This is a genomic window from Flavobacterium sp. (assembly GCF_020217025.1).
Taxonomy (GTDB): domain Bacteria; phylum Bacteroidota; class Bacteroidia; order Flavobacteriales; family Flavobacteriaceae; genus Flavobacterium.
Map to the genome: position 1 here is coordinate 1 of NZ_JAIWOF010000214.1, position 13083 is coordinate 13083.

Consider the following 13083-nt stretch of genomic DNA (forward strand, 5'->3'; position numbering starts at 1 on the left):
AAAGAGGCATTTGAAAACGTTTATTTACCAGGTTTAGTAAGCGTAATTGCAAAATTAAAAGAATTAGCAATGGAATGGCAAAACGTTCCAATGTTAGCCAGAACTCACGGTCAACCAGCCTCTCCTACTCGTTTAGGAAAAGAAATTTTAGTTTTCGTAGAGCGTTTAGAAGAGCAAATGCGTTTGTTATTCAATGTTCCGTTTGCAGCTAAATTTGGTGGCGCAACTGGAAATTACAACGCACACAAAGTAGCGTATCCAAATACAGATTGGAAAAAATTCGGAACTGATTTCGTAGAAAATAGTTTGGGATTACACCATTCGTTCCCAACAACACAAATTGAACATTACGACCATTTTGCAGCCTTTTTTGATGCTTTAAAACGTATCAATACGATTTTAATCGATTTAGATAGAGATATTTGGACGTATGTTTCTATGGATTATTTCAAGCAAAAAATCAAAGCGGGAGAAATTGGTTCTTCGGCTATGCCACACAAAGTAAATCCAATCGATTTTGAAAATTCGGAAGGAAATTTAGGAATTGCGAATGCGATTTTCGAACATCTTTCAGCAAAATTACCACTTTCAAGATTACAACGCGATTTGACTGACAGTACGGTTTTACGTAATATCGGCGTGCCAATGGGACACACCTTAATCGCTTTTGAAGCTACTTTAAAAGGATTAAACAAATTATTATTAAACGAAGACAAATTCGCAGAAGATTTAGAGAAAAACTGGGCAGTTGTAGCTGAGGCAATTCAAACGATTTTACGTCGTGAAAGTTATCCAAATCCATACGAAGCTTTAAAAGACTTAACCAGAACGAATACTGTAATTAACAAAGAAGCTATTCATAATTTCATCGGAACATTAAACGTTTCAGAAGATGTTAGAGCGGAGTTAATGCAAATTACACCAAGTAATTATTTGGGGATTTAATTCCTATTTAAAATATGTCAAAACCTATCAGCATAAAACTCATTTTTATTAGTTTACTGATAGGTTTTTTCTTTTATTCTTGTTCGCCAAATAAAAATTTCACAAAACCATATCAACCAGGAGTTGTTATCACTTTCGATGATTATTACATTAATGAATGGTGTGCTGCTGACGCTAAATTGTCAAATTACAAATGGAAAGCAACATTTTTTGTTAGTAATTTACCTTTACTTAAAAAATCCGACTATGACAATCTTAGAAAATTAAAGAAAAATGGTCATGAAATAGGCGGACATGGTTATAATCATTTAAATGCCAAAGAATACACTAAAACAAATGGAAAAAGCAAATACATTACTTTAGAAATAACACCACTAATTGAAACTTTAAAGAATGAAGGTTTGCCCATTTCTAGTTTTGCCTATCCTTTTGGAGCGAACAACCAAACTTTAAATTTTGAATTAAAAAAGTATTTCAAAATTATACGTTCAACAAGTGTTGGAAAACCAAAAATTGAAGAAAACAGCAATTTTTACAATGGTACCTTTCATCAAAAAGGAATTGGAATTGACGGCAATTACAAACATTTCACTTTAGACTACATAAAGGAAGTTCTAGCTTATGCCCGAAGAAATAATAAAATTGTTATTCTTTACGCACACAAACCAGTCCAAAAGTCAACAAGCACTTACGAAGTTGAAATGAAAACACTAGAAACCATTTGCCAATACGTCACAGCAAATCATATGAAATTTTATACGTTTCAAGAGTTAACAACGTTAAAAAAATAATAAAATTAAACGCATAAAGAATTGAAATTTTGAAAACCGAACGCTTTTCACTATTTTAGTAAAAATTCAAATTTATGCCAATACTACTCACTGCCTCTACTGTTCATTTACCCAATTTAATTAGCGATCTAGGACTAATTTTAGTCACTGCAGCCATTGCTGTACTAATTTTTAGAATCTTAAAACAACCATTAGTTTTAGGATATTTAGTTGCAGGGTTTTTAGCAGGAAATAAATTCGGTTTTTTTCCAACGGTTAAAGACATGAATAGTGTTACCGTTTGGGCAGAAATTGGTGTAATTTTCCTCTTATTCAGTTTAGGTTTAGAATTTAGTTTCAAAAAACTAATGAAAGTCGGTGGAACGGCTTCCATAACCGCTTTAACTCAAATCATCTCAATGGTAGCCTTAGGTTATTTCGTTGGTCAAATGATGGATTGGGGCAAAATGAATAGTTTGTTTTTAGGCGTTATTTTATCGATTTCTTCCACAACCATCATCTTAAAAACCTTTGATGAATTAGGCGTAAAAACGCAGAAATTCGCCGGAAATGTAATCGGAGCCTTAATTGTACAAGATATTTTAGCCATTTTAATGATGGTTTTATTATCGACAGTAGCAGTAAGTCAACAATTTTCGGGTGGCGAATTATTGCAATCGGTTTTAAAATTGGTTTTCTTTTTAACCATTTGGTTTGTGGCGGGAATTTTCTTTATCCCAACCTTATTAAAAAAAGCCAAACACCTTTTAACCGATGAAATGTTACTAATTGTTTCATTGGCATTATGTTTATTAATGGTTTTATTTGCTGCAAATGTAGGCTTCTCTCCTGCCCTAGGTGCTTTTATCATGGGTTCGATTATTGCCGAAACCACACAAGCAGAACACATTGAACATTTAGTAAAACCCGTAAAAGATTTATTTGGAGCCGTTTTCTTCGTTTCGGTCGGTATGTTAATTGACCCTGAAATGTTAATGAAATACGGATTTCCTGTAGCCATTTTAACGTTAGTCGTTATCTTAGGACAATCATTAAGTGCTACCATAGGTGCTCTGTTTTCGGGACAACCGTTGAAACAATCTATTCAAACGGGAATGAGTTTGTCTCAAATTGGAGAGTTTTCGTTCATCATTGCTACATTAGGAATGACGTTAAATGTAACGAGCGATTTCTTATATCCAATTGTGGTTGCGGTTTCTGCTATCACCACCTTTACAACACCTTTCATGGTGAAATTTTCAACTCCTTTTTCTGTTTATTTAGAGAAAAAACTTCCAAGACGTTGGGTGAAAAAAATCGAACGCTACAGTGCCAATACCGAAGCTATTAAATCGGTTAGTACTTGGCAAATTGTTCTTCGTGCCTACTTAACTCAAGTAATTATTCACTCCATTATTATTGTAGCCATAATTCTACTTTCGTATAAATATATCTTGCCTTTGGTTGAAGATTCAAGGTTTGGAAATGCTATTGCGGCTTTGATAACGGTTGTCATTTTATCCCCTTTTTTATGGGCGTTGTCGTTGCGAAGAGTAGCTGTAGAACAAGTGCAAGAATTAATGCAAGTAAGAAAATATCAAGGTCCAATTATCGTATTGGTTTTCTTTAGAATTGCACTTTCGCTTTTCTATATGGGATTTGTATTGAATGAATTCTTCTCTCCAGTAATCGCTATTATTGCATTGGTTATTGGAATCGTTTCCTATATTTTATTCCCAAAACGATTACATGCGTTTTACAACAAAATTGAAAGCCATTTCTTGAGAAATTTCAACGATAGAGAATTAACAAAAGAAGCTAACAAACGTCAGAATGTGCTATCACCTTGGGATGGTCACATGGCAGATTTTGTTATTGCCAAAGAATCGAATTTAGCTGGTAAAACTTTGGAAGAATTGAGGATTAGAGAGCAATTCGGAATCAATATTGCTTCTATCAAACGAGGCGAAATCACAATTAATATTCCGATTAGAACCGAACGTTTATTTCCGGGCGACGAAATTAGTATTATTGGAACGGATGATGAAGTAAAACTTTTCAAAAATTACCTAGACAAACACGAAATCGATGCTCCTGAAACCAAAGCAAAAGAAGATATTATCTTACAGCAACTAGAATTAAAAAACCGCGTTTGCATAGGAAAAAGCATCCGAGAATCGCAAATTAGAGAGAAAACGCACGGTATTATCGTAGGTATCGAACGCAACGGAAAACGTATTCTAAATCCAGAATCACATTGGATTTTAGAATCTGATGATATCTTGTGGATTGCAGGTGATAGAAAGAAAATTAATGAGTTTTTGAAGGGGTAAAATAATATTTAATCTCTTTTAAGTTATATAAAATATTGAAAAACAGACAATATGAAAACCCATTTCACCCTACTCCTATTAATAATTTCCACTTTAAGTTTCAGTCAAAATCAAAACAAAATTGATTTAGAGAAGCTAAAAACTAAACTATATCAATTAGTAAGCGAAGAACGTACTAATAACGACAGAAAATTACTTGGTTTGGATGCTCATTTAAAAAAAGCCGCTGACGACCATGCGAAATACATCGCAAAAGCGCAAACTTTATCACACGAACAAACGGTTTCAAAAAAAGAAACACCAAAAGAGCGCGTGTATTTCTATGGCGGAAATTCGTTTGTTTTAGTAAGCGAAAATCTCTTATTCACCGGAATTAAAGACCAAATTTACTCTGAAACCGATTTAGATGCTTTAGCTTTAAAAATGTTCAATCTGTGGAAGAAATCACCCAATCATTTGAAAAATATTTTAGACCATCAATATTTCTATACCGAAATTGGTTTTAGTATTGATTGGGAAAACAAGAAAATTTATGCCGTTCAATTGTTTGGAACAAAATAAAAAACCTGATAGCTAACAACTATCAGGTTTCTATTTTTACTGAACACTACTCACTGAGCACTGAACACTAATATTATCTCGAGTAATTCGGAGCTTCTTTCGTAATCGTTACGTTATGTGGGTGACTTTCGCCAATACCACTTGCTGTAATTCTAATGAAACGGCTATTTTCTTGTAATGTAGCGATGTCTTTAGCACCACAATATCCCATTCCAGCTCTTAAACCTCCAATGAATTGTTGCATGCTTTCATTTAATTCTCCTTTGTAAGGTACACGACCTACGATTCCTTCAGGAACTAATTTCTTAACATCGTCTTCTACATCTTGGAAATAACGGTCTTTAGAACCTTCTTGCATCGCCTCAACAGAACCCATTCCACGGTACGATTTGAATTTTCTTCCTTCAAAAATAATGGTTTCTCCTGGCGATTCTTTTGTTCCAGCTAATAATGAACCTAGCATCACACAATCAGCACCCGCAGCAATCGCTTTTGGAATGTCTCCTGTATAACGAATTCCACCATCAGCAATAACTGGAACTCCTGTTCCTTTTAAAGCCGCAGCCACTTCTAAAACCGCTGAAAATTGTGGAAATCCAACACCTGCCACAACTCTCGTCGTACAAATAGAACCTGGACCAATTCCAACTTTCACCGCATCAGCTCCATTTTGAGCTAAGTATAAAGCTGCTTCTGGAGTAGCAATATTTCCTACTACTACATCTAATTCAGGAAACTTTGCTTTTACTGCTTTTAATACATCCACCACACCTTTTGTATGTCCGTGAGCCGTATCGATAATTACAGCGTCAACTCCTGCAGTTACTAAAGCCGTTGCTCTATCTACCGCATCAGCTGTTACACCTAAAGCGGCAGCTACACGTAAACGACCAAATCTATCTTTATTCGCAATTGGTTTTTGAGTAAGTTTAGTAATATCTCTAAACGTAATTAAACCAACTAATTTATTGTTGTTGTCAACTACTGGTAATTTCTCAATTTTATTTTCTTGAAGAATTCCTTCTGCTTCATGTAAAGTCGTTCCTTGAGCAGCCGTTACTAAATTTTCAGAAGTCATTACTTCCAAAATCGAACGTGAATTTACTTTTTCGAAACGTAAATCTCTATTCGTAACGATTCCTTTTAAAATTCCGTTTTCATCTACAACTGGAATTCCGCCAATGCTAAATTCTTTCATCGCCATTTTCGCATCACCAACATTTGCAGTTAAAGGCAACGTTACTGGATCGATAATCATACCGCTTTCTGCACGTTTTACTTTCTTCACTTTCGCTGCTTGTTGCTCAATCGTCATGTTTTTGTGTAAAACACCAATTCCTCCTTCTTGTGCCATAGCAATTGCCATAGAACTTTCGGTAACCGTATCCATTGCTGCGGAAACGATAGGAACATTCAACGTAATATTTCTCGAAAACTTCGATTGAATACTAACTTCGCGTGGTAAAATTTCGGAATAATTTGGAATAAGCAAAACATCGTCGTAAGTAAGACCTTCGCCAACGATTTTAGTTGTGTGTGCTTTCATGGTGCAATTTGTAGTTGTTGTTAAATTGCGTGCAAATATAGTAAAACTTAGGCTAATAATCTATTTCTTTTAAGAATAAATTATGTAACTTGCATATTAATTTTTCATCTTCAATGAGCGATTCTAAAAAAACAAGTACAGGCCTAACCGATTCAGAAGTAATAGAATCCGCAAAAAAATTCGGCACCAACTCTGTTGAACATCAGAAAAAAAACCATTTTCTGAATTCTATTTTAGATATCGTAAAAGAACCCATGTTTCTTTTATTATTGACCGCCACTAGCATCTATTTTATAACAGGAGATTATGGCGATGGAATTTTCATGGCTATTGCGATTATTTTTGTAGTAGCTATTTCGGTTTTTCAAGAATCTAGAAGTCGTAATGCGATTGAAGCTTTAAAAAAACTAACCCAACCGAAATGTAAAGTCATTAGAAACAGTCAACTAATTGAAATTCCAACCGAAGAAATTGTTATTGGCGATTGTGTTCAATTGGAAGAAGGCGCTTTTATTCCTGCTGATGGAATTATTCTTTCATCCAACGATTTTTCGGTCAACGAATCTATTTTAACGGGTGAATCTTTAGCTGTATTTAAGTCAAATGAATCCGAAAATAAACAAGTTTTTCAAGGAACGATTGTTGCTTCTGGTCTAGCGATTTGTGAAGTAACTGCAATTGGAAATAAAACGCAACTAGGAAAAATTGGTTCCAGCTTAAATGCAATTGAAGAAGAAAAAACGCCTTTGCAAATTCAAATCGGGAATTTCGTTACCAAAATGTCGATTATTGGTTTGGTCATATTTGCTATTGTTTGGGCGATTAATTACTACAACTCTGGATTAGTTTTGGATAGTTTATTAAAGGCTCTAACCTTAGCAATGAGCGTTATTCCAGAGGAAATTCCAGTGGCATTTACCACGTTTATGGCATTAGGTGCTTGGCGTTTGATGAAAATGGGCATCATTACCAAACAAACCAAAACCGTTGAAACTCTTGGAAGTGCTACCGTTATTTGCACCGATAAAACAGGAACGATTACCGAAAACCGAATGAGTTTAGCCGAATTGTATCTTTTTAAATCTAATTCGATAGTTGCAACCTCTCAAAAACTAAATCCCGAAGCTGAAGAAGTATTGAATTACTCCATGTGGTCGAGCGAACCCATTCCGTTTGATGCGATGGAAATTGCGATACATGAAGCGTATTCTAATTTTGAAAGTGAAGACGAACGACCTCATTTTAAAATGGTTCACGAATATCCTTTAAGCGGAAAACCACCGATGATGACACACGTTTTTGAAAACGAATCGGGTAAAAAAATCATCGCTGCTAAAGGTGCTCCTGAAGCTTTAATCGCAGTCAGTCATTTAACTGAAACAGAAAAAAATCAGATTTTAGAGGCGATGAAAGCCATGATGCAAAAAGGATTCCGAGTTTTAGGCGTTGGTGTTTCGGACTTTGAAGGAACAGATTATCCAGCAACCCAACAAGAATTAAAGTTCCATTTTAAAGGTTTAGTTGCTTTTTATGACCCACCAAAACAGAACATTCAAGCGGTTTTTGAAACGTTTTACAAAGCAGGAATTCAAGTAAAAATCGTAACAGGTGATAATGCAGAAACTACAACAACTATTGCAAAACAAGTCGGGTTTAAAAACGCCGATAAAGTATTGAATGGCAACGAATTAATGGCAATGGATGAAGCGACTTTGAAGGAAAAAGTAATGGAAACTGCGATTTTCACTAGAATGTTTCCAGAAGCAAAATTGAGAATCATCAAAGCTTTAAAAGCTAACAATCAAATCGTAGCCATGACAGGCGATGGTGTAAATGACGGACCTGCTTTAAAATCAGCACATATCGGAATTGCGATGGGTAAAAAAGGTACCGAAATTGCCAAACAAGCAGCCAATTTAATTCTAATCGACGACAACTTCGAGCGAATGACGGATGCCATTGCGATGGGAAGAAAAATCTACCTCAACCTGAAAAAAGCGATTCAATACATCATTTCAATTCATATTCCGATTATCTTAATTGTATTTATTCCACTGGCTTTGGGTTGGATATACCCAAATATTTTCACACCGGTTCACATTATTTTCTTAGAAATTATCATGGGTCCAACTTGCTCCATCATTTACGAAAACGAACCGATGGAAGACAATCTGATGCTGCAAAAACCAAGACCGCTAACAACCACTTTCTTTAATTTCAAAGAAGTATTGATTAGCATCATTCAAGGATTGGTAATTACGTTAGGATTGTTATTCATTTACCAATACGCCATCGGAGAAAACATGCCCGAAAACGGCACTAGAACCTTGATTTTCTTAACTTTAATTACTTCCAATATCGTATTAACATTGGCGAATCGTTCGTTCTATTATTCGATTTTCAAAACGATTCAGTACAAAAATAATTTGGTAGGATTGATTATTGGAGTAACCATTGTATTGACAGGACTACTATTGTTCATTCCTGCATTTTCAAAGTTCTTCTTATTTGAAATGGTAAGTGGTTTCCAAATAGGTTTATGCGTTTTAGTGGGAAGTATTTCGGTACTTTGGGTCGAAATTTACAAAGCGTTTAAACGAAGAAAGACTGATTAATGAAATTCACCAAATAGTTTAGTTGCTTCATTATAAGCGCTTTCAAAACTCATTGGACTCGTGTTCGTATTCTCTCTTTTGGTAGTGAAATACGACAACAATTTCTCTGTAGGCATGTTTCCTGTTAAGTCGTCTTTTGCCATTGGACAGCCGCCAAAACCTTGAATCGCGCCATCATAACGACGACAACCCGCGTTGTAAGCCGCATCAATTTTCTCAAACCATTTGTCTGGCGTTGTGTGAAGATGTGCTCCAAATTCGATGTTTGGATATTTCGGAATCAAATTAGAAAACAAATAATCAATTACTTCAGGAGTCGAACTTCCAACGGTATCAGAAAGCGATAGGATTTTCACACCCATATTCGCTAATTTTTCGGTCCATTCGCCCACAATTTCAACATTCCATGGATCTCCATACGGATTTCCGAAGCCCATTGAAATATAAGTCACGACTTCTTTATTCGATTTATCTGCGATTTCTAAAATCTCTTGTAATGTCACTAAACTTTCCGCAATCGTTTTGTGCGTATTTCGCATTTGAAAGTTCTCAGAAATCGAAAAAGGAAAACCTAAATATTGAATTTCCTTATGAATCGAAGCGTTTTGTGCACCTTGTGTATTGGCGATAATCGCTAATAATTTGCTGTTGGTAGCAGACAAATCCAATTGAGCCAATACGTCAACCGTATCTTGCATTTGCGGAATCGCTTTTGGCGAAACAAAACTTCCAAAATCAATAGTATCAAAGCCTACACGCAATAGAGATTGGATGTATTTTACCTTTTTTTCAGTAGGAATAAACGGTTTAATGCCTTGCATGGCATCACGCGGACATTCGATGATTTTGATTTCGTTCATAGCTTCAAAGATAGAAATTTTAGCTGTTTTCCAAAATCTTTTTGTTGATTGCTTTTACTAAAGCCGGACCTTCGTAAATAAATCCAGTATAAAGCTGAACCAAACTTGCACCTGCATTTAATTTTTCAATCGCATCTTCAGCCGTATGAATTCCTCCTACTCCTATGATTGGGAACGACTTATTACTTTTTTCTGAAAGAAAACGAATCACTTCAGTAGAACGTTTCGTTAATGGTTTTCCAGATAATCCGCCCATTTCTGATTTGTTTTCCGATTGCAAGCCTTCACGAGAAATTGTAGTATTTGTAGCAATTACTCCAGCGATTTTAGTTTCGTTTACAATATCAATGATGTCTAAAAGCTGCTCATCGGTTAAATCGGGAGCGATTTTTAGTAAAATTGGTTTTTGTTTTGGTTTTGCGTTGTTTTGATTTTGAAGCGTTTGTAACAACTCTGTCAAAGGTTTTTTATCTTGTAATTCACGAAGATTTGGTGTGTTTGGCGAACTCACATTCACCACAAAATAATCTACATATGGAAACAAAGCTTCAAAACAGATTTCGTAATCTTTTACCGCTTCTTCGTTTGGCGTGACTTTATTTTTACCGATGTTTCCACCAATTAAAACACCTTTATTTTTTTTCAAACGTTCGACTGCTTCTTTCACTCCACCATTATTAAACCCCATTCGGTTGATAATCGCATTGTCTTCTTTTAAGCGAAACAAACGTTTTTTAGGATTTCCTTCTTGCCCAACAGGCGTCAATGTTCCAATTTCAATAAATCCGAAACCAAAATTCGATAATTCTTTATATAACTTCGCATCTTTATCAAAACCTGCCGCTAATCCAACTGGATTCTTGAATTTAATTCCGAAAACTTCGCGCTCTAAACGAGCATCTTTTACTTCGTAAAGCGCTTGAAATAAACTTGAAAAACCTGGAATTTTATTCAGAAAACGAATGAATGAAAAGGTATAATAATGTACTTTTTCTGGATCGAAACAGAAAAGTAACGGACGAATGAAGATTTTATACATAGTGTGTTGTGTTGTGGTACAAAAGTAAGAAAATGCTATTCCAAAAAAAAGTATTGATGCATTTTGTAACAATAAAAGATTTGGTGCGTATAATTAGCAAGAACAAATTCAAGTGCAAGAACAATTTTAAAAAATTTATTTAGGAACACGGATTGAAGAAATTAAAAAATTAAAAAAATCTGTTTAAATTTCTCAAATCTGTGTCATCTGTGATCCAAAAAAATAATTAAGCATATTCAAAATTCTAATTTCTAAATTCTAACTTAACAATGGCTCAAACTCCTTCTAACATGTTACCACTAGGCACGATTGCTCCTGATTTCAATTTGAGAGATACCAATGCTACCGATTTTAAAACGTTTGCTGATTGCAAAGGTGAAAAAGGGACGGTGGTAATGTTCATTTGCAATCATTGTCCATTTGTACATCATGTGATGGACGAGGTAATTCGTGTGGTAAACGATTATCGTGTTCAGGGAATAGGTTTTGTGGCGATTTCGAGCAACGATGTAGTCAAATATCCACAAGATGCTCCTGAATTAATGACTGAATTTGCCTTTGAAAATGGGTTTGAATTTCCTTATTTATACGACGAAACACAAGAAGTAGCCAAAGCCTACGATGCCGCTTGCACCCCTGATTTTTATCTTTTCGACAACCAAAATAAGTTAGTTTACCGCGGCCAATTAGACGACAGCCGACCAGGAAATGGTATTCCATTAAGTGGTTCTGATTTGCGAAGTGCTATTGACGGTGTGGTGATGAATCGATTAATTAATCCAGAACAGAAACCGAGTATTGGGTGTAATATTAAGTGGAAGTAATTTTTTTATCTCGTTAGTTTACTTAACTTTGTACTCAAATTAAATTCATTCATTTTGAAATACCTAGTTTCAAATATCACTTTAATTTCAAATACTATTACAAAAGTAGTAGCATTTACACACAGCAAGGCCTTTATCAATTAGGCCTCCGTCTATCCTATTCCTAATTCTCAGACGGAGGATTTTTACTTATAACATTTTCTATTCATTTCAGAAGTATCTTCTGTAATCATTATTTTTTTTAATTCTAGTAACATGTCGCAAAAAAAACTTTTGGGAAAATTATATGCACGCCATATAATTTGGTTAATCACGTTATCATTTTTGATGGGAACTCTTTTTTTGGTTGCGTATTATAAAGTGCATCCTGTTTTCTTATTTGCTCCTTTTCTAATGCTTGTTCTAGTAACTATCGACAGCTTTCAATCTAAGCATTCGGTACGCAGAAATTATCCATTAGTAGGACGTTTACGTTATTTATTTGAATCGGTTCGTCCTGAATTTCGCCAATACTTTTTTGAAGGTGAATTGGATGGAAAACCTTTTAACAGAAGACAACGTTCTATTGTATATCAAAGAGCGAAAAACGAAAAACAAACCATTTCGTTTGGAATGCAAGATGAACCTAACAGAATTGGTTATGAATGGGCTGCACATTCGATTTACCCTAAAAAGAACGATTTCAGTCAATTTCGAGTAACAATAGGAAATTCGCAATGTTCAAAACCGTATAGTGCTAGTATTTTCAATATTAGTGCAATGAGTTATGGAGCCTTGAGTAAAACTGCCATTTCTTCTCTAAACGAAGGAGCTAAAATGGGAAATTTTGCCCACAATACAGGAGAAGGAGGAATCAGTGATTACCATTTAAAAGGAGGTGACTTGATTTGGCAAATTGGAACAGGATATTTTGGTTGTAGAGATGGAAAAGGACATTTCAATGACGCTCTTTTTGTTGAAAAAGCCAATTTAAAAGAAGTAAAAATGATTGAAATTAAACTTTCGCAAGGAGCTAAACCTGGTCACGGAGGTTTACTTCCAGCCGAAAAAAACACACCAGAAATCGCACGAATTAGAGCCTTAGAACCGCACAAAACCGTTCATTCGCCATCAGCACATACAGCGTTTTCAAATGCTACTGAGTTATTGTATTTCATACAGAAATTGCGAAACTTATCTAATGGAAAACCGGTTGGATTTAAGATTTGTATTGGTAAAAAAGATGAATTTACTGAAATCATACAGGCAATGTTAAACACTAACATCCTTCCTGATTTCATTACCATTGACGGTGCTGAAGGAGGAACAGGAGCTGCTCCACTAGAATTCATTGATTATATGGGAATGGCTTTATCCGATGCACTTGTCTTTGCTCACAAATCGTTGGTAGATTATGGCTTACGAAGCGAAATTAAAATTCTAGCTTCAGGAAAAATAATATCCGCTTTTGATATTGCTAAAAACATGTCTTTAGGCGCCGATGCTTGTTACAGCGCTCGCGGAATGAACTGTGTTTTTTTCCAAATTTATTTTAGTTAATTTTCACTGAATAATATTCTTTTTTTGTTGCAATCGCAAAAGCTTGTTTTA

The 13083-nt window shown here is 35.1% G+C and carries 10 protein-coding genes; 7 read left to right on the forward strand and 3 right to left on the reverse strand.

The genetic code is table 11. From position 1 onward, the window contains the following. From purB to LDL23_RS11135, 4 genes are all read left to right on the forward strand, one after another. Positions 1–945 (forward strand): adenylosuccinate lyase (purB, locus tag LDL23_RS11120; protein ID WP_291265767.1); only part of this gene is annotated, 945 nt, incomplete at its 5' end. Positions 946–959: 14 nt separating this feature from the next. Further along, entirely contained in the window at positions 960–1736 is a 777-nt protein-coding gene (locus LDL23_RS11125; RefSeq protein WP_291265768.1) for a polysaccharide deacetylase family protein, read from the forward strand. 74 nt (positions 1737–1810) lie between these two features. Next, positions 1811–4048 carry a cation:proton antiporter gene (locus tag LDL23_RS11130; RefSeq protein WP_291265769.1) on the forward strand — a complete coding sequence of 746 codons (2238 nt, stop codon included), beginning with the start codon at positions 1811–1813 and terminating at the stop codon, positions 4046–4048. A gap of 51 nt (positions 4049–4099) precedes the next feature. Continuing rightward, positions 4100–4609, forward strand: coding sequence for a CAP domain-containing protein (locus LDL23_RS11135; protein WP_291265770.1), 510 nt, complete (start codon positions 4100–4102; stop codon positions 4607–4609). Between the two features lie 73 nt (positions 4610–4682). On the opposite strand, the gene guaB is transcribed toward LDL23_RS11135, so the two are convergent. Then, complete coding sequence (gene guaB / locus LDL23_RS11140) at positions 4683–6155, reverse strand: IMP dehydrogenase (protein WP_291265771.1); 1473 nt, start codon at positions 6153–6155, stop codon at positions 4683–4685. A 113-nt stretch (positions 6156–6268) separates the two neighbouring features. On the opposite strand from guaB, the gene LDL23_RS11145 reads away from it, so the two are divergent. Beyond that, positions 6269–8770, forward strand: a complete 2502-nt coding sequence (locus tag LDL23_RS11145) for a cation-translocating P-type ATPase (RefSeq protein WP_291265772.1) — start codon at positions 6269–6271, stop codon at positions 8768–8770. Here the strand turns inward: LDL23_RS11145 and LDL23_RS11150 are convergent. Both LDL23_RS11150 and LDL23_RS11155 read right to left on the reverse strand, forming a co-directional pair. Continuing rightward, complete coding sequence (locus LDL23_RS11150; protein ID WP_291265773.1) at positions 8767–9630, reverse strand: hydroxymethylglutaryl-CoA lyase; 864 nt, start codon at positions 9628–9630, stop codon at positions 8767–8769. The two genes, LDL23_RS11145 and LDL23_RS11150, sit on opposite strands and share 4 nt — an antisense overlap. Positions 9631–9649: 19 nt before the next feature. Further along, positions 9650–10669 carry a quinone-dependent dihydroorotate dehydrogenase gene (locus LDL23_RS11155; protein WP_291265774.1) on the reverse strand — a complete coding sequence of 340 codons (1020 nt, stop codon included), beginning with the start codon at positions 10667–10669 and terminating at the stop codon, positions 9650–9652. Positions 10670–10938: 269 nt separating this feature from the next. Here LDL23_RS11155 and LDL23_RS11160 point away from each other — a divergent pair, with 269 nt between their 5' ends. Next, complete coding sequence (locus tag LDL23_RS11160) at positions 10939–11493, forward strand: thioredoxin family protein (RefSeq protein ID WP_291265775.1); 555 nt, start codon at positions 10939–10941, stop codon at positions 11491–11493. A 255-nt stretch (positions 11494–11748) separates the two neighbouring features. After that, entirely contained in the window at positions 11749–13032 is a 1284-nt protein-coding gene (locus LDL23_RS11165) for an FMN-binding glutamate synthase family protein (RefSeq protein ID WP_291265776.1), read from the forward strand. Positions 13033–13083: the final 51 nt, after the last annotated feature.